This window comes from Rhodococcus sp. NPDC078407 (assembly GCF_044542515.1).
Classification (GTDB): Bacteria; Actinomycetota; Actinomycetes; order Mycobacteriales; family Mycobacteriaceae; genus Rhodococcoides.
Genome location: NZ_JBITUQ010000034.1, coordinates 3,001 through 26,982, shown reverse-complemented (window position 1 = coordinate 26,982; position 23,982 = coordinate 3,001). Strand labels below are relative to the sequence as shown.

The 23,982-nt window shown below is 61.4% G+C and carries 23 protein-coding genes and 5 pseudogenes; 6 read left to right on the top strand and 22 right to left on the bottom strand.

Features of this window, described 5'->3' with window-relative positions; translation table 11 throughout:
- The first annotated feature begins 6 nt into the window (after positions 1 to 6).
- Positions 7 to 348 (top strand): DUF4873 domain-containing protein, encoded by a 342-nt coding sequence (locus ACIGGF_RS23700; protein WP_027498244.1) that lies wholly within the window; start codon positions 7 to 9, stop codon positions 346 to 348.
- 121 nt (positions 349 to 469) lie between these two features.
- Here the strand turns inward: ACIGGF_RS23700 and ACIGGF_RS23695 are convergent.
- Positions 470 to 722: pseudogene (locus tag ACIGGF_RS23695) on the bottom strand (integrase core domain-containing protein); the annotation flags it as partial.
- A 31-nt stretch (positions 723 to 753) separates the two neighbouring features.
- On the opposite strand from ACIGGF_RS23695, the pseudogene ACIGGF_RS23690 reads away from it, so the two are divergent.
- Positions 754 to 1,443 (top strand): annotated as a pseudogene (locus ACIGGF_RS23690) (IS30 family transposase); the annotation flags it as partial.
- Here ACIGGF_RS23690 and ACIGGF_RS23685 read toward each other — a convergent pair.
- From ACIGGF_RS23685 to ACIGGF_RS23640, 10 genes are all read right to left on the bottom strand, one after another.
- Positions 1,340 to 1,807, bottom strand: coding sequence for a hypothetical protein (locus ACIGGF_RS23685; RefSeq protein WP_206489951.1), 468 nt, complete (start codon positions 1,805 to 1,807; stop codon positions 1,340 to 1,342). The pseudogene ACIGGF_RS23690 and the gene ACIGGF_RS23685 sit on opposite strands and share 104 nt — an antisense overlap.
- Positions 1,791 to 2,273, bottom strand: coding sequence for a hypothetical protein (locus tag ACIGGF_RS23680; RefSeq protein WP_397523539.1), 483 nt, complete (start codon positions 2,271 to 2,273; stop codon positions 1,791 to 1,793). The genes ACIGGF_RS23685 and ACIGGF_RS23680 overlap by 17 nt, the downstream gene beginning before the upstream one ends.
- A 270-nt stretch (positions 2,274 to 2,543) precedes the next feature.
- On the bottom strand, positions 2,544 to 3,503 hold the full coding sequence (locus ACIGGF_RS23675) for an MlaD family protein (RefSeq protein ID WP_235172425.1): 960 nt from the start codon (positions 3,501 to 3,503) through the stop codon (positions 2,544 to 2,546).
- Positions 3,500 to 4,537, bottom strand: a complete 1,038-nt coding sequence (locus ACIGGF_RS23670) for an MlaD family protein (RefSeq protein WP_032370850.1) — start codon at positions 4,535 to 4,537, stop codon at positions 3,500 to 3,502. The genes ACIGGF_RS23675 and ACIGGF_RS23670 overlap by 4 nt, the downstream gene beginning before the upstream one ends.
- Positions 4,537 to 5,586, bottom strand: coding sequence for an MlaD family protein (locus tag ACIGGF_RS23665; protein WP_397523538.1), 1,050 nt, complete (start codon positions 5,584 to 5,586; stop codon positions 4,537 to 4,539). The genes ACIGGF_RS23670 and ACIGGF_RS23665 overlap by 1 nt, the downstream gene beginning before the upstream one ends.
- Positions 5,580 to 6,575: an MlaD family protein gene (locus ACIGGF_RS23660; RefSeq protein WP_032370848.1), complete on the bottom strand. Its 996-nt coding sequence runs from the start codon at positions 6,573 to 6,575 to the stop codon at positions 5,580 to 5,582. The genes ACIGGF_RS23665 and ACIGGF_RS23660 overlap by 7 nt, the downstream gene beginning before the upstream one ends.
- A complete protein-coding gene (locus tag ACIGGF_RS23655) occupies positions 6,572 to 7,579 on the bottom strand; it encodes an MlaD family protein (protein ID WP_032370847.1) in 1,008 nt (335 codons plus the stop codon). Before ACIGGF_RS23655 ends, ACIGGF_RS23660 begins: the two co-directional genes overlap by 4 nt.
- Entirely contained in the window at positions 7,576 to 8,613 is a 1,038-nt protein-coding gene (locus ACIGGF_RS23650) for an MlaD family protein (protein ID WP_397523547.1), read from the bottom strand. The genes ACIGGF_RS23655 and ACIGGF_RS23650 overlap by 4 nt, the downstream gene beginning before the upstream one ends.
- An 8-nt stretch (positions 8,614 to 8,621) precedes the next feature.
- Positions 8,622 to 9,485 (bottom strand): ABC transporter permease, encoded by an 864-nt coding sequence (locus tag ACIGGF_RS23645; RefSeq protein WP_397523537.1) that lies wholly within the window; start codon positions 9,483 to 9,485, stop codon positions 8,622 to 8,624.
- 10 nt (positions 9,486 to 9,495) lie between these two features.
- Positions 9,496 to 10,254, bottom strand: coding sequence for an ABC transporter permease (locus ACIGGF_RS23640; protein WP_027498258.1), 759 nt, complete (start codon positions 10,252 to 10,254; stop codon positions 9,496 to 9,498).
- Between the two features lie 241 nt (positions 10,255 to 10,495).
- Here ACIGGF_RS23640 and ACIGGF_RS23635 point away from each other — a divergent pair, with 241 nt between their 5' ends.
- Positions 10,496 to 10,759: a transposase gene (locus ACIGGF_RS23635; protein WP_397523536.1), complete on the top strand. Its 264-nt coding sequence runs from the start codon at positions 10,496 to 10,498 to the stop codon at positions 10,757 to 10,759.
- A 22-nt stretch (positions 10,760 to 10,781) separates the two neighbouring features.
- Here ACIGGF_RS23635 and ACIGGF_RS23630 read toward each other — a convergent pair whose 3' ends face one another.
- The 3 genes from ACIGGF_RS23630 to ACIGGF_RS23620 all read right to left on the bottom strand — a co-directional run bounded on the left by ACIGGF_RS23630 (position 10,782) and on the right by ACIGGF_RS23620 (position 13,412).
- Positions 10,782 to 10,991 carry a hypothetical protein gene (locus tag ACIGGF_RS23630; RefSeq protein WP_397523546.1) on the bottom strand — a complete coding sequence of 70 codons (210 nt, stop codon included), beginning with the start codon at positions 10,989 to 10,991 and terminating at the stop codon, positions 10,782 to 10,784.
- Positions 10,992 to 11,032: 41 nt separating this feature from the next.
- Entirely contained in the window at positions 11,033 to 11,842 is an 810-nt protein-coding gene (locus tag ACIGGF_RS23625) for a transposase (RefSeq protein ID WP_397523535.1), read from the bottom strand.
- A gap of 314 nt (positions 11,843 to 12,156) precedes the next feature.
- A protein-coding gene (locus ACIGGF_RS23620) for an IS3 family transposase (protein WP_397523534.1) occupies positions 12,157 to 13,412 on the bottom strand; the annotation gives its coding sequence in 2 pieces (ribosomal slippage) (positions 12,157 to 13,139 and positions 13,139 to 13,412; 1,257 coding nt in all).
- Between the two features lie 364 nt (positions 13,413 to 13,776).
- Between ACIGGF_RS23620 and ACIGGF_RS23615 the strand changes: the two are divergent.
- Together ACIGGF_RS23615 and ACIGGF_RS23610 are read left to right on the top strand one after the other, a co-directional pair.
- Positions 13,777 to 14,303, top strand: a pseudogene (locus ACIGGF_RS23615) (integrase core domain-containing protein).
- A gap of 211 nt (positions 14,304 to 14,514) precedes the next feature.
- Positions 14,515 to 14,634: pseudogene (locus ACIGGF_RS23610) on the top strand (transposase); the annotation flags it as partial.
- A gap of 55 nt (positions 14,635 to 14,689) precedes the next feature.
- On the opposite strand, the gene ACIGGF_RS23605 reads toward ACIGGF_RS23610, so the two are convergent.
- The 6 genes from ACIGGF_RS23605 to ACIGGF_RS23580 form a co-directional block, all read right to left on the bottom strand.
- Positions 14,690 to 15,754: a BtrH N-terminal domain-containing protein gene (locus tag ACIGGF_RS23605; protein WP_397523533.1), complete on the bottom strand. Its 1,065-nt coding sequence runs from the start codon at positions 15,752 to 15,754 to the stop codon at positions 14,690 to 14,692.
- A gap of 46 nt (positions 15,755 to 15,800) precedes the next feature.
- Positions 15,801 to 16,637 carry an SDR family oxidoreductase gene (locus tag ACIGGF_RS23600; RefSeq protein ID WP_397523532.1) on the bottom strand — a complete coding sequence of 279 codons (837 nt, stop codon included), beginning with the start codon at positions 16,635 to 16,637 and terminating at the stop codon, positions 15,801 to 15,803.
- Between the two features lie 396 nt (positions 16,638 to 17,033).
- Positions 17,034 to 17,774 (bottom strand): transglutaminase family protein, encoded by a 741-nt coding sequence (locus tag ACIGGF_RS23595; protein WP_397523545.1) that lies wholly within the window; start codon positions 17,772 to 17,774, stop codon positions 17,034 to 17,036.
- Positions 17,775 to 17,843: 69 nt separating this feature from the next.
- Positions 17,844 to 19,052, bottom strand: a complete 1,209-nt coding sequence (locus tag ACIGGF_RS23590; RefSeq protein ID WP_397523531.1) for an NAD(P)/FAD-dependent oxidoreductase — start codon at positions 19,050 to 19,052, stop codon at positions 17,844 to 17,846.
- Positions 19,049 to 20,437 carry a cytochrome P450 gene (locus ACIGGF_RS23585; protein WP_397523530.1) on the bottom strand — a complete coding sequence of 463 codons (1,389 nt, stop codon included), beginning with the start codon at positions 20,435 to 20,437 and terminating at the stop codon, positions 19,049 to 19,051. Before ACIGGF_RS23585 ends, ACIGGF_RS23590 begins: the two co-directional genes overlap by 4 nt.
- A gap of 24 nt (positions 20,438 to 20,461) precedes the next feature.
- Complete coding sequence (locus tag ACIGGF_RS23580; RefSeq protein ID WP_024793405.1) at positions 20,462 to 20,782, bottom strand: 2Fe-2S iron-sulfur cluster-binding protein; 321 nt, start codon at positions 20,780 to 20,782, stop codon at positions 20,462 to 20,464.
- Between the two features lie 109 nt (positions 20,783 to 20,891).
- On the opposite strand from ACIGGF_RS23580, the gene ACIGGF_RS23575 reads away from it, so the two are divergent.
- Entirely contained in the window at positions 20,892 to 21,920 is a 1,029-nt protein-coding gene (locus tag ACIGGF_RS23575; protein WP_397523529.1) for a helix-turn-helix domain-containing protein, read from the top strand.
- Between the two features lie 135 nt (positions 21,921 to 22,055).
- Here ACIGGF_RS23575 and ACIGGF_RS23570 read toward each other — a convergent pair whose 3' ends face one another.
- Together ACIGGF_RS23570 and ACIGGF_RS23565 are read right to left on the bottom strand one after the other, a co-directional pair.
- Positions 22,056 to 22,910, bottom strand: a complete 855-nt coding sequence (locus tag ACIGGF_RS23570; protein ID WP_397523528.1) for a recombinase — start codon at positions 22,908 to 22,910, stop codon at positions 22,056 to 22,058.
- A gap of 257 nt (positions 22,911 to 23,167) precedes the next feature.
- Positions 23,168 to 23,982: pseudogene (locus tag ACIGGF_RS23565) on the bottom strand (site-specific integrase); the annotation flags it as partial.

The window sequence follows — 23,982 nt, the reverse complement described above, 5'->3', positions numbered from 1 at the left end:
CCTTGCGTGTCTGACGACCACGATCTCGACTACTCCGGCGAGGGCACCTTGGTGTGCCGTGGCAAGGAGATTGCTGTCGGGGTGAAGATCAAAGGCTATTTCCAGCCCCTCAACGGCTTATACACCTGGTACGGCAGGATCGACAAGAATGATGCGCTCCACGCCGCCCTCTCGGGAAGGCGCACGGTTGCCGTCTTTGCGACACCAGAGGGACGCGCCGAGTGCGTCGTGGGCGACCCTGATTTCTGGGACCGCTATCGCATCTCGGGCACGAGCAGACCGCCGTACCACATCCCCACCACGCTCGAGGAAGTTGAGTCGATAGCAGAGAGTGAACATCAGGGTTGACCGACCCGCTTTGCGCCCTGGGGCGTTCCCCAGCATCCAGTCCGATAGCGCCCAGGCGGGTGAAGCAACGCCACCAGACGGCGCGCCGTGTCAGTGAACCGTCCCGGGTTTCTTGCCGCTCCTACGCTTGCAACATCTCCGGGCGGAGAGCCGATTCTTGACTGTGGTAGGCCTTCTCGAATTCGTCTGGTGTGAGGTAGTCGAGGGTGCTGTGGGAGGCGGCGTTGGTTGAACCAGTCGACCCATCCCATCGTGGCGAACTCGACATCGTCGATGGTCTTGAGCGGGCCGTTCAGGAACGGGCTTCTCTTCGATACTGCCTCGGTCTTGAACAACCCAATTGTGCTCTCGGCCAACGCATTGTCGTACGCATCCCGACACAGCGGATCGATGCCGCAATCCCCTCGCAACGCTGCCACCCGCGACGGCAAGCTCGAGTACCGCACATCAGTGGCGCAATGGAAAGCCGATCTTGCGGCAAGGCGACCCAAGGTAGCCAAACTCGTTGAACACGAACCTCTTCGAGAGTACGTGCAGGAAGTGCTCTCGGGCGTGATCCGCGACGAAAACGGTGAGGTCTGATCATCGGGCTGGGCAGGTCCGCAGTGGGTACGCTTGTCGAACGCACCAGCAGATTCACCACGTTGCTGCATCTGCCACGTAAGGATGGGTACGGGGATGCGCCCCCGGTGAAGAACGGGCCGGCGTTGTCCGGTTACGGATCGGAGTCGGTCCGCGATGCACTCCAGGCTGCGATGACACCGCTGCCGGAGCACCTGCGCAGATCGGTGACCTGGGACCGCGGCGGAGCTTGCACGTCATGCGGAGTTGACCGCAGAAACCGGGATCCGTGTGTACTTCTGCGACCCGTACAGCCCCTGGCCGCTAGGAACGAACGAAAACACCAATGTGTTGCTGCGACAATACTTTCCGAAGGGAACCGATCTCGCTCGATACCGTCGAAGTGACGTTCAGGCCGTGACGGATGCACTCAACAACCGCCCGCGCAAAACACATGGGTGGCGAACCCCAGCGGAAGTGCTTGCAGAGCAGATACGCTCGGCTTCACGGCACTGTGTTGCGACGACAGGTTGAATCCGCCCTGACTGCCGGCACCGCTGTGATGGATGAGCCCTGAGCCGACGCGGCGTCCACCGTGATCTCGTCGCCACAACGCCATCTTCAGCGCCGTGGTGACCATCGCTGTGTCTTTGACCGTCGGCACGGCGAGGAGGCCTGCAAAATCCCGACATTCCCGATTATGTCGGTGTTCGACCACTCGCAAACTGACCCGATCGAGGGGCACCCGCAACCCGAAGAGATCACCCAACTCCTCACCGGCGTCGACCCCGCCGACATCTCCGACATCTGCGACCGCGTCGAAGAATGAGTACCGTCCTGCATCTTGCTCTTCGTGGAACTCCTTCTGCGGAGCCGCCGCCTCATTCAGCTGGGCCATAGTCCTGAATTTGCCAGCCCTGGGCGGTTTTCGTCACGACCACCTTCAACAATGTCGGCAGTTCACTCGGTTGTGGATTCTGCACGTTCTGCGTCTTCTGGCTCGCGAAGACCATCACCGTGTATTCTTCGTCGGTGTCACCGGTGTCACCGGTGTCACCGGTGACACTGGTGGCCAGAACGCGTCCCGACGCCTGCACCTGGGCCTGCTGGATAATCTGGGTCAGCGTCGGCCGAACCTCGTCATACCGCTTGACTAGAGCCTCACCCGCGTCCTCTTTGACTGCCGCGAAAAAGGCGTCGGTGTTCTGGTAGCTGTAGGTCAGGGATCTGGTCGTGTAATCCGAGGCGGCCTTCGCCGCGGCGGCCCGTTGCGCGGCGTCGTTTTCCAATACCGACTTCGCTTCGTCGGCCTCGAGGTAGAGGTAGGCGAACACGCCGGCCAGCACAGCGAGCACCACGATCACGGCCGAAACCACCACGGCACGTGATCGCGGCGATGCTGACCAGCGGTGCCCACCTGGCGAGGGGGGTTCGACGTCGCTGTCTCCAGCCCCAGCCGTGGCTACGGCGGACGCGGCTGGGGCGTTTTCGTCCATCAGTAGATCGCCATCCGGCGTCGCTGCTGCCGCGCTGTCCTCGACCTCAGTGGGCTCGGGGTGCGGTTTCGTTCGGTCGTCATTTGTCATGTGGGACCTTCTGTGTACTTTCGGTGACAGTCGCTTGCGGACGGGGCGTCACCGTAGTGGCGGCGACACGGTGACGGGGACCTCGGCGCGACCTGGTCGCGACGCCGGGAAAGTTCGGCCGAGGAGGTCGCCGATCGACCCGAAGTCGACGTATGTGTCGGCAACTTTCTCGGTCGCCGGTTTCACCGCCCGGGTGATCGTCAGCAGATCCGGCTGCAGGATCTGAATATAGCCGTTGAGCTTTTCCACAAGCTTCAACACGGGAGGCCACTTGTCGTACGAGGTGGTTGTGAACCTGATGAACGCCCGTTGAATCCGCGCCAGCCCGTTCACGGCGTCAGGGGTGCGTACAGATGCCGTACTGAGGACGTCCCCGGCATTGGACAAGAGGCCGAGCAGGAACTCGGCGTTGTCCGCGGTCACCCGGACGGACCCATCTTTGCCGACGAAATCGACTACACGGTGCATCATGTCGCCGATCGTGTCGAGGTCGTCCTGCCGTCCGGCGACGGCCTCGGCGACGGTCTTGTTGATGGACTCGATCGATTCCGGGTCGAGCCCATCTGCCACTGCAGCCAACTTTGGCAACACCTGGGGAACCGATTGCGACACGTGCACCGCGTCCGCGGGCACCACGTCTCCGTTATCGAAGTACCCACCGGTTGCCGTGCCCGCGGGCACGAAGTTGATGTACTGTTCCCCCGCGAGCGACAGATTCTGGATAGACATCTCGCTGTCCTGGGGGATCTTGTGGTCGGAATCGATCGTCATCTCGACCTTAATTGCCGAATCCGCGACGTTGATCGAGGACACCTTTCCGACGGGTACCCCCCGCACCATCACCGGCGATGTGTCCAGCAGACCGCCTGAGCTGTCGATGATGGCGGTTAACGAGTACTCGGAGCGGGTGGGGTTGATGTGTGCCACGCCGACGACGAGGTAGCCGAGCCCTACGACGAACACGACGGCGAGAGCCAGTATCGATATGAGCGTGCTGCTGCGGTTCACGGCATCATTCCGATTGATCTCAACACGGTTATGAAGGATTCGGCGTCACGCCGCGCTAGGTCCCGACCATCGATGGAGATGTCCGAGAGGTTAATGTCGGGCGACCGCACGAATGGAATGAGTTTGTCGCGGATGACGCTCGTTGCCTGCTCCGTGACGGACTTCGAGTAGATGTCGGAGTTGGCGATCGAATCGATCACCGGGGCGATCCCGGCCACTGACTCCTTGATCCGTAAGTACTCCGGATCCACGATCCTGCCCGCGGACACAGCGAAATCACGCAAGTTGGCGATGAGTAACGCGACCTCGATCAGGGAGTAGCCGAGGCCAGAAAAGTTGCGTCCGCCCTTGGTCAGCATCCGGTCGATTCCCGACGGATCGTCCAAGATCACTTTCAGAGTCTGATCAGCCGACCTCAACACTACGTCGAGTTTGTCGGTATTCGAGGAGACCTCCGAGACGGTCTCCAGCGTTGTCTGATACAGGGCGTCGAATTGCTGCAAGTCCTTGGGGAACGTGGTGTTCAATGTCGAGATCGCGGTGTGGATCTTGTCGAGCTCACCGCCGCCGAGGACATTCGACATCCCGCGCATGACGTCCTCGACATTTGCTGCCGGCTCGGTCCGTGCCAACGGGATCACCGAACCCGACCGCAGCAAGGCACCCGTCGACGGCTCGGCTGGGGGAAGGATGGCAACGTAGATCTCACCAAGGAGAGTGTCCTGACGTAGCTCAGCCCGCGATTCGCCCGGCAGCTGAGTCGTGTTGTCGATGCGAGCTTTCACGACCGCATGCCCGTTCTCGTACGTGACATCTTCGACGAACCCGACGCTGATTCCCCCCGAGAGAACTTTTGCGAGGGCAGGCAAGTTGAGTGCGCTGGTGAACTCCATCTGGATGTCGTAACCGTCCGCGTCGGAGGTCGCTATCGTCGGCGGATTGTCGGCGTTGATCCCACACGATGTTACGAAAACTATCGTTGCCATCAGTGCGACCACCATGGGTCCGAGGCATGCGCGATTTACCGAGATCATCAGGCCCCTCCCCCCATCATCCCTGCGATCGTCCTCGATACATCGCTGGACCCGCAGACTCCGTTTGCCACCGGCGCGGCGCAGCCACCGACCAGGCTTCGCAAAGGCAGCGACACTGCGAACGCCTGCACAATTGACTTGGCATCGGGGTGTTTCACGATGAGGTCTGCCGTGCGGGCTGCGATCGCTACCACCATGTCCGGCTGCTCTCCCATGTCGGCGATGAGCGGAACGGCAGCATCACCGATCGCGAATATCGGGGGACCGAAATCTGTTGCGAACCTCGAGAGGATCGGAACGAACGTCCCCGCGTACTCGACTGCCGCGCCGAAGGTCTGGCCGAACGCGATGATGACCTCGATGGCACCTACGAAGTTGTCGAAGAGGGCGGTCACCTCTTTGTCGTTCTCGGTTGCCACCCCCGTCAGTGCGGCGAGGTTCCCGACGATGCTGCGAATCTGCATATCCCGCTTTGCCGGGTCGTTGATGAGCGTGGCTGAGTCCTTGATGATCCCGGCCACGTCACCCTGCGTTCCTTCTAGATTGCGGGAGACGAGCTCGAGGGACTGCAAGATCGCGTCGGTGTTCCTGCCGTTGTCCTTGACCAGGTCCTCGGACAAGTTGCTGATCGAGTCGAGCGTCTGACTGATTCCCAGCGGGGTTCTCGTCTTACTCAACGGAATGCACTGATCCGTCTCGTATCGGGCTCCATCAGAGTACGGCTTGGTGAACTCGATTTGACGTTCGGTCACGATGGATGTCGACACCAGAGTCGCGCCGACGTCGGCGGGCAGCGGAACGCTCTTGTCGATCCGCATGTCGATCCTTACACCGGACTGATCACTATTCTGGTGCACCCCGACGACGCTGCCTATCTTCTTGCCGAGCATGGCTACTGTGTTGCCTTCGAAGAGGCCCGATGCGTCGGTGAACTCGGCACACAGGGAGCGCGTGTCGTCGGACACCCTCCCCCCTATTTCCACACTAGCGACCACCACAACCACCACGGCGATCAGGAGCAACAGTCTTCGGATCCATGTAGTCAACATTTGTCGTCACCACTCGGAATGCACACACGAACCTCTGGTTCTGTGGTAGTCGACGCACCGACCGGCGCCTGGAGGAGGACGCCGAGGCGCTGAGTAATCTGATCAACCTGGGCCAGGGCATCGGAGTAGCCTGGCAGCTCTGACGACACCTTGTCGAGGAGCGTCTTGTATTGTTGGACAGACGGTTCGATTCCATCGCTGTAAGCCACGAGCGGCCTCGTGAGAAGTTTGAACAGACGACTGAGAAGGTCGAACCCGCCGCGGACGTTCTCGATATCAGGTCCCAGCGTACTGGCAAGGAAGCTGAGTTGACGGAGAAAGTCGACCAGCACCTGTTTTTGATCGGCGAAAGCGTTGACGTATTCATCGGATAGAGCGACCGCTTTGTCGAGCTGACCGTACTGTCGCTCTAAGAGTTCCATCAAACTGCTGGTGTTCCTCAGTGCGTCGGGAATGTTTGTGTTGCCGTCGGAGAACGCATTCTGCAGCAGCGACGCAGTCTGACGGAGATCGACGCCCTTTACATCGCGGAACACCGGCGTCGTCGTCTCGAGCGTGTCCGAAATGTCGTAAGTACTCGATGTCTGAACAAGGGGGATCGCCCCCGACAGCGAGGTCGGTCCTGACCCTGGGTCCAGATCGAGAACTCGCCCGCCGATCGGCGTGATCAGGCGAACCGCTGCGGTGGCATCCGAACGGACTGGCACTGAGTCGTCGAGTCGAAATTCGACTGTGATAAACGTTCCCGCGAGGTCCACCGACGACACCGTTCCCTGTCTTATCCCCGCTATACGCACCTGATCACCCGACTCCAGCCCTCCGGTGTTGACCAGTTGAGCCGAGTACACCTTTTGGCCGGGCGGTGCGATATACACGGTCCCGGCGATTACCAGACCGACCACCACGGTCACCACCACCACAGCGGCGACGATGAGGTCGCGTCTGCGTTCGGACTGGTGATGCGGTCGATTTCGACTGAACAACCTCACTTACACACCACCAATCGTTGCCCCATAAGCGCAATCGTAGCTGTATCCGGCAGGGGCAGAAGGCCTTTCGAACATCGTGCCTCAGTCGGCGTGGAATTCGTCGAAGCGTTCAGCGAGTCCATAAGGGGCTTGAGCAGTACCGCGCCATTCAGTAGCCCCTCCAACTCCCCGGGTTCTCGCGCCAGACGCTGATAGATCGTCGCGAAACTCTGGTCGTACGTTGACTCAAGTTGCTCCCCGGCGATGACAGTTTTCTCCATGGACCGGTTGACCTCGCCTAGCGACTCCCGCAACCGGTCACTCACGCGGCTGAAGGCGTCGACGATCGATCCCAGCTGGTCGACGAGTTCGACCAGCTGCGCCGAGCGGCCTTCGAGTTGGTCGGAGACCTGGCCGAGGCTCGTCACAATATTCGTGATGATCTCAGACCGCTGGTCCCCGTAGGCGGTGATGTTGGCGACCTGCTCCAGAACAGGCGATATACCCCTCCCATCACCTTGAGCAACGCGCAACAAGTTGGACTGCAGTTCATTGATCTCGTCGGCGTTAAGCGTGTCGAACACCGGCTTGAACCCGTTGAACAAGGTGGACACATCAAATGAGGGAACGGTCTTGTCGAGCGCCACCTGTGTAAGCGCCGCCCCCTGTGTCTTTCCCTGTGCCGCACCGATCAATTCGACATATCGCTGTCCGAGAAGATTCTGATAACGCACGGCGGCGGTGGTGCTCGACGTGATCGCGACGTCGTTGTTCAGTTGGAAATGAACGACCGCGGTGGGCCCTTTCAGGCCGATCGCCGTCACATAACCGACCTTTACTCCCGCCAAACGCACACCGTCGCGAGGCTTGAGCCCAGATGCATCGGAGAAGACCGCAGACCGTTCAGAACTCGCTCCGTCCGAGCTGGGTTCGAGGATGGCGATGATCACGTAGGTGAGAACGCCGATGACTGCGGCGAACGCGACGATCTTGACGATGGTGGGAATTAACGACTTGAGCTTCATCTTCTTGGTCCTCCTGCTGCAAGCGCGCTCTGCAGCGCAGGTGACGTCTGCACTACCAGGGCGACCTGAAGTTGTACTCGCTCGCCGACTTGCGGCGTGGCGTTGTCGATGCTGTCCAGGATCTGCGGGATGGTGTAAATGGTCTGCGCGAGTCCCGATGCCGATCTGGCGACCGGCCTCGCCAGATCGAGGCCGACGTCCAGTACCGAACTCAACGCCGGGTAGTTTTCGCTCAACAGTCCTCCCAGTCCCCCGAACAGAACCTCGCCGGTGCTGTTGAGGTTGCCTGTGGCCTGTTTGATGGCCTCGTCGGTGGCGAAGAAGTCAGCGACGTCGACGTTTATGAGGATGCCCGGAACGAACGGCGTCATGAAGTCGGCAACGCCCTGGGACAGATCTGCCGCGATCGCCAAATCCTGGCCCACTGGCCGCTGTTGAACGTCCCGAGTGAGCTGCGCGATCTGGAACATGAGCTGGCCGGCATCGGCAAACGTTTGGGAATCATCGACGACAAACTTCACCACAGAATTGAACGCCGGCTGATCGAGAGCATCGACCAGCTTCGAGAGTTTTCGAATCAGGGTCGATACCGAAGTGTGTTCGGACTGCAGCTTGCTCACATAGACGCTGCCGCCATCACGGATGAGGACTCCCCGCCCGGGGTCGACAATCTCCAGTGCCGTCGGCCCCAGCGCGCTGGCGGACGTGTAATTCACGGCCATGCCCTGACGCAACCGGATGTCGTCGTTCACTCCGGTGAGCTCGATTTTCACATTTATACTTTGGTCGCGCCCCGACACCGAGGACACCTTGCCCACCGTGAAGCCCCGATACTTCACCTCCGATCCGCCCTTCAACCCGTCACCAACCGCGTCGGTGGTGATCGTCACTGTCGTGTTGTCTTCATATTTTCCGGTCGCGTTGCCCGCCAGAAGATAGCCGGCAACCGTCACTACGACGAGAACCCCGATCCCGCGCAGGGTCAAGTTCGCCAGTGAGGGCGCGCGTCCTGATGGATCTTGAAATACAGCCACTTGAACTCCTAGCCCGAAATCTGGACGCCCGAATCGAAACCCCACATCAACAGGGTTAAGATCATGTCCTCCACGACGATGATGATGAGACTGCTGCGGATCGCTCGACCAGACGCGCGGCCGACGCCTTCTGCTCCGCCGCTGGCGTAGTAACCCTGGTAGCTGTGGATGATGACGACCGACACCACGAAAACGAGGACCTTGATGACTGAGAAAGCCAAATCCTGCGGTTTGAGGAACGCATCGAAATAGAAGTCATAGGTGCCAGCCGACTGGCCGTGTAGAAGGATGACGACCAGCTTGGCCGCGCCGAAACTGAGTATCAGCGTTACGATGTAGAGGGGGATGATGGTAGTGATCGCCGCGACCACACGCGTGCTGACGATGTACGGAATCGGCCGCACCGCCATCGACTCGAGCGCATCGATCTCTTCGGCGATACGCATCGAACCTATCTCCGCAGTGAGGCGACAGCCGGCCTGGGCTGCGAAACCGATCGCGGCGATCATCGGTGCCAACTCTCGAGTGTTGGCGTATGACGAAATGAATCCCGTAAGAGACCCCATCCCGACCAGGTCTAGCGAGGCGTAGCCCTGGATGCCGATGGACGCCCCGACAGCCATTCCGAGAATCACAAGCACGATCGCGGTACCCCCGCCGACCAGTACAGCGCCTCGTCCCCAGGCAAACTCCTGTATGAATAAAAACGTCTGTCGTCGATAGGTGGTTGCGACGTGCCGAATTCCGGCGACGGTGTCGATGGTGAATGTTGTAATGTGCCCGAGCTGCGCGGGGACCTCAGCGAGGGGTGTCACAGCACGCGCGATCGGACGAGTAAAAAAAGTATAACGGGTGGATGGTACTGCGGTCACGTGTTCTCCGTCATCCGATGGTCTGCGGGACGAACATGATGGTCAGTTGGGTGATGAACACGTTGATGACGAAGCACGCCACCACCCCTAGGACCACGGTGGCGTTGACAGATGTAGCCACACCTTTGGGGCCACCTTTCGTGGACAGGCCCCGATGACACGCGATTGTCACGACCACGAGACCGAACACCACTGACTTGATCAGCGCTACAAGGATGTCCGCCGATGATGCGAACGATGCGAACGATGCGACGTAGCTCCCCGGCGTGATGCCCTGGACGTTGACGCTAAGGATGTAGCCGGCCACGAGACCGGTAAACACGATGAGCATGCATAACATCGGAGCGACGATGAGAACCGCGACGAATCGAGGTGCGACGAGTCGACGTGTCGAATTGAGTCCGAGCGTCTCCATGGCATCGATTTCTTCACGGACGGTGCGTGCGCCAAGGTCAGAGGCGATGGCCGACCCTGCCGCACCACCGAGCAGGAGCGCGGTGACGATCGGTGCCCCCTGCTGAATGATCCCGAGTCCACCGGCGGCTCCGGCGATAGATGTGGCCCCGACCTGCTGGGTTAGACTTCCGACCTGCACCGAGACGATAACGCCGAACGGAATCGCGACCAGGATCGCTGGCAACGTCGTTACGGTGATGACGAACCACGTCTGTGTGACAAACTCCCGAAACGGAAACCGTCCGGTGACAATATCGCGCACGGCCCACCGCAGTGCCTGGCCGGCGAGGGCAATCGAATTTCCAAAGGTCACAAGACTGGCTGTCGCTCGACCAGCAATTTCTGTATAGATACTGGTCTCTCCTCTTCTGTCTGCGTAGCTCGTCGCGATAAGGTGTTCGCACAGTATCAGGTACGTGCAGTACCTGATACATGGTTTCGGGAACTTCCGTCGGATTAATCAGCTGTCAGGTTGGCGTGTCCCCAAGTGAACGGAGCCATCTCGATTTAGAGCCTTGTTGCCCATGAGCTGGGCGGATAGGACGATGGAAAACATGGCTGGACGGAAACGCAACCCTGCCGAAGACATCGTGCGCAAGCTGCGCCGTGCCGACGAACTGACCGCTGCGGGCAAGACGCAGGAGGAGATCGCGGCGGCGCTCGAGGTGTCGGCGGCGACGTTGTACAACTGGCGGCGTCAGTACGGCGGGATGGACACCGATACCGCGAAGGACTCAAAGAGTTGCGCGAGCAGAACGGCAAGCTCAAACGGTTGCTCGCCGAGGCCGAGCTGGAGAAAGATGCACTGCGGGAGGTAGCGAAGGGACGCTCCTATAGATGTCAAGTGGCCAGAGTCAGGTAATCGTGCCGGAGTGCGCTGAAAACTTCTCGGGCGAGATAGCGTTTCTGGCATCGGATGATTTCAGGCATTGTCTTGCCTTCTGACCTGCGGCGATCTGCGTAGTCGCGGGCTTTGTCGCTGTACCTCAGGCGCACGATCACTGCTGTGTGGAGTGCTTGATTGGCGCGCCGGTCACCTCCGCGGTGCAGTCGGTGCCGGTTGGTCTTGCCTGATGATGCAGGGATCGGTGCTACTCCGCAGAGGTGGCAAATGATGATTCCGACTTCAGGCGTTCGGGATTGTCTCCGACGGTGACCAGTAGTGCGGCTGCGGTGTCGGGTCCGAGCCCAAACACATCCGATGTTTTGGGAGCAATTTCGGCGACGAGCTTCGCGAGATGCTTTTTGAGTTCGCCTGCTTCCGTGCGTAATTGGCGGGTTCGTTGCGCGAGCGAGCGCAGCGCCAGGATCGTTGCGTTGGTGGGGTCGGTGAGTGCGGTGGTGTCGACATCGAGGGCGATACAGGCATCGAGGAGTGCGGTGGTGCTGTAGCCGCGCAGCTGTGCGCGCAGTGCGTCGGGGGCGGTGACGAGCATGGAACGAATAGCGTTCATCGAGGCTGTTGCGGATTTGACGGCGCTGGATCGCGCGACACGAAGCGCTCGGATTGCTTCGATTGGGCCGTCGCCGTGTTTGGGTTCGGAGAGTTGGTGACGGGCCAGGACTGCGCGTGCGGCGGCTTCGGCGTCGATGGGGTCGCTTTTGCCGACGCTGCGGCGGAGCTTGCGATTCGGTCGTGGGACCTCGACGACTTTGATCTTGCGGCGACGGAGGTGGCGGCTGATGCCGGCACCGTAGGAGGAGGTGCCTTCGATACCAACCGAGATCGGGTCGCCGTGCAGGCGGATCCAGGCGACCAGTTCCTCGTATCCTGTTGCAGTGGTCTCGAATTGTCGGTGTTCGAGGAGGATTCCGGTGTCGGTGATGATTGCTGCGTGGTGGGTGTTCTCGTGGGTGTCGATACCGCAGTAGATCCTCTGCGGGGTGAGGCGTGGTGTCATGTGGTGGCCTTTCCTCGGGTGTGTGTGACGCGAGGTTCGGACGGGCCAGTGACGGGCCGAGTTGGGGCGGCAGGCTCCTATGAGGTCACGTACGTCGCGTGCTCCACTGTTGTGTTGTGGTGGCCCGCTGGCGGTCGGGTCGACGGGTCCCTCGAAAGGCGCTTCGTGGCCAGGAAAATTCTGGGTCAGGCCGTTCCGTCAGCGGGTCGATTCCTATTATCACTGGAAGATTCTGAGCCCAGCCGCCAAGCGCAGCGCTGTCGACATGCTCGTGTACACCATGAGTCTGAACCGTCCCGGGTTTCTTGCCGCTCCTATGCTTGCAACATCTCCGGGCGGAGTGCCGATTCTTGACTGTAGTAGACCTCCTCGAATTCATCCGGTGTGAGGTAGTCGAGGGTGCTGTGCAGGCGGCGTTGGTTGAACCAGTCGACCCATCCCATCGTGGCGAATTCGACATCGTCGATGGTCTTGAGCGGGCCGTTCAGGAACGGGCTCCGCTTCGATACCGCCTCGGTTTTGAAAAGCCCAATTGTGCTCTCCGCCAACGCATTGTCGTAGGCATCCCCGACACTGCCGATCGATGCTGCAATGCCCTCGAGCACAAGCGTTTCCGCGAACGCGATCGACGTGTATTGACTGCCCGCGTCGCTGTGGTGAATTAGCCCTGAGCCGACGCGGTGCCCACCGTGATCTCGTCGCCACAGAGCCATCTTCAGCGCCGTGGTGACCATCGCTGTGTCTTTGATCGTCGAGGCATGCCACCCGACGATCGCTCGGGAGAAGCAGTCGATGACGAATGCGACGTAGACGAACCCCGCCCACGTTCTGGTGTATGTGAAGTCGGTGACCCACTTCCGATTCGGGGCCTCGGATATGAAGTCACGGTCGAGCAGGTCAGGAGCCCGTGTGGAGTTCTTGCCGCCCTGGATCGTGGTGCGGTGCCGTTTGCCTCGGACGACCCCGGACATTCCTTCATCCGTCATGAGGCGATCGATTGTGCAGGCAGCGGCGTGATGGCCCTTCCTGCGCAGGTGGCGGTACATCTTGCGGCGTCCATAGAGCTCTTCCGGTTCGCCGACCGTGTCGCGGAGAGCGGCGGTGAGGTAGGCGTCGGAGACAGTGCGGGCCGACGGTGGTGCTGACTTCCAGTTGCGGTACGTGCGTGGGGCGACCTGCACGCCGTGCTCGGTGAGCACGCGGCAGATCGACTCGACCCGGTAGTTCTGTGCACGCATCTGATCGATGAACTGGACTATCTGCGGCGGCGAGGGTCGAGCTCCTTCGCGAAGAAAATCGATGCCGACTTCAGAATCTCGTTGGCTTCCTTGAGATCTCGGTTCTCACGCTCGAGCTCCTTGATGCGTTGCTGCTCTTCGGTTGTTGCACCGGGAGCTTGGTTGGCATCGATCTGAGCCTGGCGTGTCCAGAGCCGGAGTGACTCCGCGCCCACGCCCAATTTCGGTCCGATCGCTTTGCACGCGCCGTACACGGAGTTGTACTCGTGGAGGTGGTCGAGGACCATCTTCACCGCGCGCTCACGTTGCTCGGCCGGGTAACGCTTCGACATGTGCTTCATCCTTCACAAAGAACGAAGCGGCATCAAACCCGGGACGGTTCAGTCTGTCGAAACGACTGGGCGTGCAAAGCTGTTGGGCTTACCCGCTCCACCTACGCACGAACACCGATCGCCGAAACACCCGCGGACCCCGACGCAGCCCTGAGGGCCGCGTTGCGGACGTACGCAGGCTCGCATCCACTGCACGGCTTCCGCCGCGACTGGGCGCATCTGAGGCACGACGAGGGGCTTGTCGGTGAACAAGAAGAAGGTCCACCGGCTCTGGAAGGAGGAGGGTCTGCAGGTTCGGATCTACCATCCCCGCAAACGCGCCGGCGTCAGCTCATGACCGCAGATCGAAGCCGATGCCCCGAAAGTGTTGTGGGCTTCGGACTTTCAGTTCGATTCGACCGTCGATGGTAAGGCGATCAAGATCGCGTCGATGATCGACGAACACACCCGGCAGTCCCTTTTGAACATTGTGGAGCGGTCGATCACCGCACAGCGGCTGACCGACGAGCTCGACAAGACGTTCGCGCTGTGGGACGGGCCGCCGCAAGTGCTGCGGATGGTCAACGGTCCGGAGTTCATTTCCCATGTGCTGCAACATTTCTGCCGCGACCGTGTCGGTATCTCCTACATCCAGCCGGGGACGCCGTGGAACAACGGACACATCGAATCCGTCAACAATCGACTACGGAGGGCCTCAACCGCAATCACTGGACGAGCTTGCTCGAAGCGAGGGTGGTGATCGAGGACTTCAAAGACCACCACAACCATCGACACCGGCACTCATCACTCGGATACCTCACGCCGTCCTGGGGGTCCCTCCCGCTTGCGGGGGCGTACGCTGCCCAATGCACCCACAACCACCAACCGGTCGAGGGCTGCGAGGTCGACTGAATCAATCACACCGTGGATCTAGAACACGGTGGCCCGACTATCGGGGACCTGCCAAGGTCGCCCCGTCGAGCGTGTTGACAACGTCGGCGAGGTTGCAGATGAGGGTCATCCACCCCGCAGCCCAGCGGCTGGCGTCGTGATCTGATCGGCCCAAGGATTCGGACACTGGACCCGCTTGGAATAGGGATCTACCGACATGAGTCCAACAAGCATGAGCAGATCGCGTCGATCGTTCAGCACCGAGTTCAAAGACGAACTGTGCCGAGAGGTCATCGACTCTTCCAAGCCGATCAGTGAGGTCGCCAGGGCGTACGGTATCGGCGACGACAGCTGCAGCACAGTGCGATGCGCCCCGTGTACCGCGCGCCATCGAACGACGGTGGGCATCATCTCGTGATGGCGGACAGCGAGTGTGAAGCAGACTCCAGGGACTCCACCAGGATCAGCTCGAGTTCAGGCAGTCTGTCAGCCGACACGGCCACCGCAGCTGCGCGTGTTCGTACATCGAGACCGCGTTGTGTTCCGGCACGGGCAGTTTCGGTCCAGGCCTGGGCGCAGTGATCGGCGGCCACCGCGAGGTCTGCGGTAGCGGGATCACCGGTCAGACGTGCAATCTCGGTACAGCCGTCGGCGAGAAGCCGACGAAATAGCCCGCCTCCGGTTCCGGCCTTTTCGATGAAGACACCGAGACTGAACAGCAGCGTCTCGAGGTCATCGGGCGGAAGGTCGACCCAGCTCTTGACGTCGGTTGCCAGCCGGTCGACCGCGGCCAATCCTTCGGCACCGGCCGCTGGTACGTGGTCGGCTATTCCCGGTGTCGATGGGGCGCGCATGCTGGCGGCGGATCGGGCGAAGGCCGCAGCCGCGGCAGTCGACACGGGCGGCAGTGTCTGCGGCCATGTGATTCGGTACGTGCAGTGACGTGTCGGTTGCGGGAACGAGGTGGAAGATCGCGCCCGAGCGAGCGCGTCGAGCGGGATCTTCTGCACGTCGGCCCGATCGTTGTCGACGACCGAGGCAGTCCCCCCGATCTCGTCGTAGCCGATCACCACGATGTCGTGGCGACTCATCTGCAGTTTCACCCGTAGGTAGGGCAGCTCAGCGATATCGGCCCAGACCAGACTGGGTCGTCCCGCATCGATGTCGTCGCGAACCCATGACCATCCCTCAGCGGGATCGTCGGTCGTGAGAACCTCGACTTGTCCGCCGAGCCTGCGCGGTAGGTCGATCTCGAAGTCGGCACCGCGGCCGACCAGGTACATCGGTGGGACCAGGTCGTCCGATCGCAGGTAGGACAAACCCAGATCACCACCCAGTGCGAACACCAACCCCTCGTCGGGTGGTCCGTCCCATCCCAGACCGTGCCACTGGAGAAGGTCTCGCATTGCACCTGACCCGCAGTGCCCTCCCATCCGGTGGGGATAGTTCTCGATCAGAGTCGTGGGGGTCACTGTGACTGCCTTTCGGGTGGTTGGTCGAGCGCGCGTGTCGGCATGCTCAGCTGCTCCGGATTCTGTCGAGATACGTTCGGCGAGCAGCCATGTCGACGTCCGCGAGGAACACCGAATCTGTGTTCAGGGCCGCACCCAGTCCGGTCGCCAGACGCCGGGGGACGAATTTCACCGCCGCGACCATTGCGCCTGCGAGACGGGTGACGCGAACGAAGGGGCGTGGATTCTCGATCAGATCTGCTGTCGCGCGGGCGATCTCCTCCGGCTCGGCGTTGCGTAATCCCTTTGCGCCGGCGGTTCCGGCGACGAGTTCGGTGTTGGTGAACGTCGGGCGGACTGTGGACAGTCGAACCCCTGACTTGCGGTACTCCAGTCGCGCGGCCTCTGTGAATCCGATGACTGCGAACTTGGTAGCGCAGTAGGTCGCCAAACCAGGTACCGCGAGCTCGCCGGCCAATGACGCAGTGTTGATGATGTGTCCGGTGCGGCGCGGCAGCATGCGCTGAAGAGCCAGTTTGGTCCCGAAGATGACACCCAGGACGTTGATCTCGACTTGCCGCCGGGTTACTGCATCGTCCTCTTCGTGGGCGTGGCCGGTAGGCATGATGCCCGCGTTGTTGATCAGGATGTCGAGGGGTCCGAGTTCACGTTCGACCAGGTCCAGAAACGTTGTGAACGAGTCAGGTTCGGTGACGTCGAGTCGGGTGACGACCTTCACCCCGAGTTCGGCGGCGGCCTCCTTCGCACGTGCCTCGTCGATGTCGCCGATGGCGACCCGGTGGCCTCGCCGAATCAACTCCTTCGCTGTCTGATAGCCGATGCCGCGAGCTCCACCTGTGATCGCCACGGTCCTGGCGGGGGTGTGAGGTGCGTTGTTCATCATCTGCTGCGCTCCTTGCATAAATGAGAGACATCGGTAGACGCCTGTCGGCCCGCTCTCGCGGTAGCGGCTGCGCACACGGGAGAGGGATATGGGTATCGCGCGTCGTCTCGTGCCCGGGGAGGCGTTCGGATCGGTCGTTCATCGTCCGCGGCCGCAACCCCAGCGGCAGAACGGGTCTCGTCTGTTCGGTGCAACTTCCGGTGTCGGCCTCAACACGGCCGCGGCGTCGAGAGAGTCATGTGGCACGGCTCTGCCAGCAGGTATCGGCTCACCCGATTCGAAGGTGTCCGAGGCGGTCCGGATGGTCACGATCGTGATTGTTCGCGGAGAGAGCTCCGACCGATCGGCAGTCGGCCGCGATACGGGGTTCGGCGCGTATGTTCTCACCGCGTGTGTTCATCGAGACTCCCGCGGAAGGTTTCGATCCCCGGGAGTTTCGTCCGGCCGGGTGCGGCCGGTGAAAACATCATCGAGTGGGTGAGCGCCCGTGAAGATCGTGGGGCCGTAGGCGTGCCGAAGCACCGTCAAGATCGCGTTCAAGGGTAGGTCGTCGAAGACTCCTCGTTCGCGGACATACTCCATGTGCTGGGCTCCGTCTGCGGTGAAGGCATGCATGAGAGCATCGCGATCGCCGTCGAATTCTACTGGCGGCACGCCGAAACGAGCGCACAACTCGACATTGAATGCCGGCGTGGCCTTCAACCACCGGCCCTCGATGTAGAGGCGACTGTAGCCGTGGTAGACGAACAGGTCGGTGCCGCCCATCAGCGTGCGCAACGTCTCGGTCTGCAGGTGATTTCGGACGTCGGCGAAGCCGAGCAGTGCCGGGATACCCGCCGCCCGGCACACTGCGGTCAACAGCACCGCCTTCGGGACGCAGTAAGCGCGCCCGGTCTCGAGGACGAAGCTCGCTCGATAGTGGGCCGGATCGTCCGACACGGTGTACGGGTCGTACCAGATCTTGTCGCGGACGGCGGCGAAGAGGCGTCTGGCCTTGTCACGGTCGCTGCTCGCATCTCCGATTGCCGCGGCGGTGAACGCCCGCACGGAGTCGTGCTCGATGTCGAGGAAGTCCGTTGCTCCCAGGTATGCGTGTGGTGGCTGCGTCGTATGTGCCCCGGGCGGGCGGTCTGTCATGGTCATCGCTGATGTTTCCTTCTCTGAGCAAACCGGTTGCTGTTGTGTGCACAACGACCGAAGGATCGGTCAGTTGCGCGCGAGTCCGCCGAGCATCAGGTCTTCGCGTTGGACGGGGAGTCGCTGGGCGATCACCCGTTTGCTGTACATGAACTCGCGCGGGCGACCTATGCAGTCGGCGGCAATGAGCTCACCGGCCTGGAGATAGAAGCAAGTGAAGTCACTGTCGCGGGTGGGGTCACCGCTGAGAACCACTTCGTCGTATCCAGTGTTGAGGCCGGCGATCTGCAGCTTGAAGTGATACTGATCTGACCAGAACCACGGCAACGCTTCGATTTTTCTGGACTTCCCGCAGGCGGTCGAGGCAGCGACTTTGGCCTGCTCTCCTGCGCTCGAGACGGACTCCAACCGTAGTCGACGGCCGTAACGGGCCATGTCGTGGCTCGCGCAGTCCCCCGCCGCCATGATGTCGGGGTCGTTGGTCCGAGTGTGATCGTCGATCACGATGCCGTTGTCGATGACAAGACCCGCATCGGCGGCGAGGTCGGTGTTGGGCTCGACACCGACACCGACGATGACCAGATCTGCGGGGATCGATTCTCCGCTGGCCAAGGTGACTTCACGAACCTCACGGTCACCGGACAGGCCCTGAACCATCGCGTTCGTTCTGATGTCGACTCCCTGTTCGCGATGTATCCGCTCGAAGAACGTCGATACCTCGGCAGCAGTGACCCGCTCGAGCACACGCCCAGTTGCCTCGAGGACTGTGACCTGTACGCCCAGTGCGCGCAGCGATGCCGCTGTCTCGAGTCCGATGTAGCCGCCTCCGACGATCACCACCCGCTGGCCAGGGCCGGTGGCCATACGGATCCTCTCGACGTCTGCTGCGGTGCGCAGGTAGTAGACCCCGTGGAGATCGGCCCCGGGAACGGTGAGCCGACGAGGGCGGGCTCCCGTGCACAGCGCGAGCTTGTCGTAGGCCAGCTTCTCCCCGGTGTCGAGAACGACGTTGCCTTCCGACCGAACGATGGTCTCCACCTGCGCGTTCAGGAGCTGAATACCTTGCTTGGAGTAGAAGTCCGTGCTGCGAATGGCGATATCGTCGAGTACGCATTTGCCCGCCAGGTATGCCTTCGACAGCGGGGGGCGTTGATAGGGAGTGGCAGACTCGTTACCGATGAGGACGATGTCGCCTGTCCAACCTTCTTGGCGCAAACTTGCTGCCAGTTGTGCCCCAGCATGGCTTGCGCCGACGATGATCGCCCGTTGCGATGTCATGCGCTGGAAGTAGGCGTCAGGCGCACCATCATCTTGCTGATGCCCCGCACGAAATTCGACTGAACGTACTCGGGGTCGCCGACAACCTCGATGTTCTCGAAGCGGAGAAGCAACTCCTCCCACAGAATCCGCAGCTGCATTTCGGCCAGCCGATTGCCCATACACCGGTGTACACCGAATCCGAACGCGATGTGATTGCGCGCATTGGCGCGATCGATGATGAAATCATCAGGATTCTCGAAAACGCGTTCGTCGCGGTTACCCGAGGCGTACCACATCACCAATTTGTCACCCTTGCGGATGAATTGTCCGTTCAGAACGGTGTCGGCTTTGGCGATTCGGCGCATGTACGCCAAGGGTGTTTGCCATCGGATAATTTCCGAGTTCATGTTGGGGATCAAATCGGGATTGGCCTTCAATTTCTCGAACTGGTCGGGGAATTGGTTCAACGCAAGAACGCCACCGCTCATCGAGTTACGCGTGGTGTCGTTCCCACCGACGATCAGCAGGACGAGGTTGCCCAGAAATTCCATCGGACGATCGATCAGATCCTTGGTGTCCTCGTTGCTCTGCAACATGGTGATCAGATCGAAACCGGACTCTTCCCCTGCAGACCTCCTGGCTGCTTTGTCATGCCAGAGAGCGCTGAGGCCACGCGCCATGTCACGCATGCCCTCGAACACCTCGTCGTTGTCCGAGGGCCCACCGTTGGCTTGCTCCATCGAGGTTGCCAAATCGGACCAGTAGACGAGTTTGCGGCGTTGTTCGTAGGGGAAATCCAGAAGAGTTGCGAGCATCCGAGCTGTCAACTCGATCGAGACATTCTGCACCCAGTCGAACGGCTCGTTCAAGGGGAGGTCGTCCAATACCTCCCGTACCCGCGATCGGATCAGTCCCTCCATCTCCCGGAGGTTCTTCGGTGCGACAACCCCCTGGACGGCAGCGCGCTGCTTGTCGTGGCGTGGCGGGTCCATCGCGATGAACATCTCGATATCGAGAAACCGGGGCGGGACGCCGATGACGATGAACGGTTCGGCCGAGAACACAGCGTGGTTCTTGTCGACGGCCACGATATCGGCATGGCGCGTGACCGACCAGAACGGGCCGAACGGACTGTTGGGTTGGTAATGAACCGGTGCCTCGTTCCGCACGCGCTCGAAGTACGACTGCCACCGCCCTTGTCTGTAAAGAAAGGGGTTACTGAGGTCGATGTCGGCGAGCTCGACATCCTCGACCGGTGGGATGGGACTTTCGACGAAGATCTTCTTGCCATTCGTGCCAGTCACCCACCGTCGGGTCTTGTCGTACAGATGAGCGCCCTGGATCTGCAGCCCTATCGGGATGGTCGACTGGACCTTGTCGGTGATCGACTCAGAAACTCTCATGCTGTCGTGCCTGCCTTTCGCACATCACAATTGGAATTCAGGTGTTCGAACGATCAGGCCATCCCACGCTTCCGAGGCCACCATCTGGCACGACAACCGAGACGTGGGTTCACGCTCGGGGTTCATCGCCAGCATCTCCTCCTCGTCGGCACCGGACAGACCCACCTCCCCTGACCACTGCGGGTCGACGATCACATGGCAGGTGCCACAGGCCGTTTCGCCCCCACAGTCTCCATCGATCCCCGGCACAGCATTGTCGGTTGCAATCTGCATCAGCGATCGACCTTCGACCAGAGCCGCCTCGTGCTTCTCACCATCGTGGGCGACGAAAATTACAGCTGCCATGTCAACTCCTCAATTTTCTTCGCGATTGACGAAAGTGTCGTCGCAAACGTGGGTGACGGCTATGTTCGGTGGAGTCATAAACTTGTGAATTCGGGTCAAGGGGATCACCGTGAAGCTGAGCGACGAGGGTGTGCCACCGCTTGCGTTCGTGCAATTGCTCGAACGCCGCGCACTCGACCCTGACGCCGCCGCGCGGCTTCGTGCGATCATGCACCGCGAAGGAACCAGTGAAGCGACGCTCATTCAGCATGACGTTCAGGCACCGATACGGTGGTTTCGGGAGATCTACCCCGAACTCGACATCGCCCAGGCCACTCGACTCGGATTTGCGTTTGCCGAGCAGGCCCAGTTGACATCGTTCGGGCCTCTGAGTTCACCGTTGATCAGCGCTGGTTCGGTCGCCGAGATCGTCGATCTCCTGACATACCTGCCATTGATCTCCACGGCGTTGAAGTCGCAGTTCCATACCGGCGACTACGGTCTGATCGTCGGGCTCACTGCGCATACAGGCGATTCCGCACTGGACTGCTTGGTCATCACCTACGGTGGGTCGGCGTTACTACGACTGCTGGACATGCTCGCCGGTGACATATCGCCGGTGACACTCCATCTGAGCTGGCCGGAGCCGACCGAGGTGAGCCACGACAAAGGTCCGGGGGCGAATCGCCGATTTTTCGACGCTCCGATTTCCTTCGTCCACGTACCCGAGGACACCCTCGACAAGGCTTGTCGCTTCTCGGACCCTCTCGCATATCGACTCGCTATCGCTGATCTGCAGCGAACACTCGCCCAGCGAAGTGGGTCCATGTCATCTACAGAGAAGGTGAGGCAACTGTTGGAAAAGGACCTCGGGCAGCGAACCAACCGTGATGTTGCACAAGCATTGTCGATGTCGAGTAGCACGTTGAAACGGCGGCTTGCCGAGGAAGGAACCACCTACAGCAAGGTCCGCCACACGCTGTTGTACGAACGCGCGATGCTACGGCTCCTCGACCGATCGGTTTCGGTCAGCGAGATCGCTACCGAACTCGGATACAGCGACCTCTCCAACTTCTCTCACGCCTTCAAACGCTGGACCGGACGCTCTCCGAAAGATTTCCGAAACCCCCGACTCTCGGACGACCCGGTTTCGACGTAGACCACACAGACGGGGTCAGATCGATGCCTCGTTCGTTCGCGGCCTGGTCGATCTTCATCTCGGAGATGTCGGAGTCGTCACCGCCTCCCTGCCGCGAGAAGAAGAGTGTGTGCAAACCCGAGTACCAACCACTTGTCACTCGACGGTGTCGGCCGGTACGCGTGCGGTCTCCGATTCGAGAAAGTCGACGAGTGCTTCCAACAGGCTGTCCGCGCGGGTTTCGACATCGGCGAGGACGGAGTCCACGTCGTCGAGAAGACCGTGGGCGTGTCTACGCGCAAGCGTTCCGCGTTCGTAGTAGCCGGGGTCGAGTAGGACCCGCGGTACTGGATCCGGTGCCGTGCTCTGCTCCGGATGTTGTGACCGCGCAGTGGGCTGCAGGTGGGTGGGTGCCCGTCCGTCCAGGTGCATTCGCACGATGCCCGCTACCGCACGGGACGTGAGCGGGGTCGCAGCCAACGGGGTGTGGCCCCACCGGTCGATAGGAGTCGACAGCGGCTGTTTCCCGGCCGGGTCGAAATACCGGTCGTATCCGCCGAGCCCGGTGCCGTCCACGGCATCGAGAGCGTCGGCGAGCATTCGGGTGCTCGGATACTGGGTCTGATGGCCGAGCACCTCACACCAGCGCTGGTACACCGTGCGCGGAGAAATGCCCGTCCCCGCCAGCGCGAGGGAGGTGAGGGTATGAACGCCGATGCCTGTCTCGATGCGAAGGGCGTCGAGACCCGCATCGGCGGTGACATCGCATGCCCGCAGGGCCGCGATCTGGGTGTACGGCAGACCGGTCGAAGCGAAGATCAGGACGAGGGCGTCTCGCCGCGCGAACAGTTCTGACGGCCAACCGGATTCGGGAAGCCGCGCGATGATTCCGCCGATCACGGCTGCCAGCTCGTGCAGGCGCGCCGTACGCGCCACGTCCAGCGCAGCCCGGACGGTCTCAGCGCGCCCGGGAGGAGGTAACAGATGCCGATGATGAGCGGTGTCGATCACCGCGATCCGGCGGCGTTGGGTCGTCGACGCGGCGGGGTGCGCGTGGAGGAACCGAGCAAGTGACTCCGGAGAGGCCGCCAGTGAGGGTTCGCCATGGGCGGTGCACCAGTCCTCGAACAGTGACCACGTGTGCCGATCCCGCCTCGGTATCGACGTGTTCGTGATGTCCGCTGGTCGTATCGGACAAGGGCGGTCGTCGTGGTCAGCATCTGCCCCGGTCGACCCGCCGCCGGTCACTGGCTCGGTCGGGTGCCCGGTCATAGGCCGAGCTCGGTGACCGCGTTGCCGACCAGAGGGGCGTGCTCGCGGGCATATGTTTCGACCATTGCGGGTGTGGTGTGCCCGGTTTGGCGCATGATCGCATGCGCCTCAGCTCCGTTGCGGAAAGCTTGCGTGACGAAGCCGGAACGGAGGGAATGCCCGCCAAGCTGAGCGACGGTGACGGGGTCGTATCCAGCTCGAGTAGCGCGGCGGCGGATGCCGCGTGCACCGCGGCTCCGGACAGGGCTGCGTCGGAGAGGTTGCCGTTCTTGCGGACAGACCGAAACAGAGGGGACCGTTTCTCGACCACAGGAAGGGTGCCGCGACAGATATGGGAGTCGAATTCCACTGCGCGGGCGAGCATTCGGATGACAGCAACTCTGCCGCCGGTGTCGAACGCTGCGACGATCTGCAGCCAACGCACCCACGCGCAGACCGGACATGACTCGTAGCGGTCAGTGAACGGTAACGCCTTCACTGCTCCGGTGCCGTCCTGGTCGGTCTTCGACTTCCGGATACGTACGTGAGCACCGTCGAGACGGTCGCGGCGTACATCACGACATTCGAGCGCCACGAGTTCACCCCGCCGAAACGCGCCGGTGTAGCCCATCAGCAGCAGCGCGGTGTCGCGCCGTTCGAGGACCTCCGACGCCCACCCGATCGCACTGCGACGCGAGTACTCGACGATCGTGGTGATGTCTGTGGTCAGCAACGGTGCGCGGATTGCGGGGCCGCTCCCCCGCCGACGCGTAGTCGCGGCGGATACCGGCGAGGGTGGCGCGCACCATCTCGTGCCCGCACGGGTTGTCGT

What these genes read in the sequence shown, in the direction of transcription:
- ACIGGF_RS23685 (WP_206489951.1), bottom strand. Translation starts at nt 1,807, where the DNA reads ATGGCCCAGCTGAATGAGGCGGCGGCTCCGCAGAAGGAGTTCCACGAA.
- ACIGGF_RS23670 (WP_032370850.1), bottom strand. Translation starts at nt 4,537, where the DNA reads ATGATCTCGGTAAATCGCGCATGCCTCGGACCCATGGTGGTCGCACTG.
- ACIGGF_RS23665 (WP_397523538.1), bottom strand. Translation starts at nt 5,586, where the DNA reads ATGTTGACTACATGGATCCGAAGACTGTTGCTCCTGATCGCCGTGGTG.
- ACIGGF_RS23655 (WP_032370847.1), bottom strand. Translation starts at nt 7,579, where the DNA reads ATGAAGCTCAAGTCGTTAATTCCCACCATCGTCAAGATCGTCGCGTTC.
- ACIGGF_RS23635 (WP_397523536.1), top strand. Translation starts at nt 10,496, where the DNA reads ATGGCTGGACGGAAACGCAACCCTGCCGAAGACATCGTGCGCAAGCTG.
- ACIGGF_RS23625 (WP_397523535.1), bottom strand. Translation starts at nt 11,842, where the DNA reads ATGACACCACGCCTCACCCCGCAGAGGATCTACTGCGGTATCGACACC.
- ACIGGF_RS23600 (WP_397523532.1), bottom strand. Translation starts at nt 16,637, where the DNA reads ATGATGAACAACGCACCTCACACCCCCGCCAGGACCGTGGCGATCACA.
- ACIGGF_RS23595 (WP_397523545.1), bottom strand. Translation starts at nt 17,774, where the DNA reads ATGACAGACCGCCCGCCCGGGGCACATACGACGCAGCCACCACACGCA.
- ACIGGF_RS23590 (WP_397523531.1), bottom strand. Translation starts at nt 19,052, where the DNA reads ATGACATCGCAACGGGCGATCATCGTCGGCGCAAGCCATGCTGGGGCA.
- ACIGGF_RS23585 (WP_397523530.1), bottom strand. Translation starts at nt 20,437, where the DNA reads ATGAGAGTTTCTGAGTCGATCACCGACAAGGTCCAGTCGACCATCCCG.
- ACIGGF_RS23580 (WP_024793405.1), bottom strand. Translation starts at nt 20,782, where the DNA reads ATGGCAGCTGTAATTTTCGTCGCCCACGATGGTGAGAAGCACGAGGCG.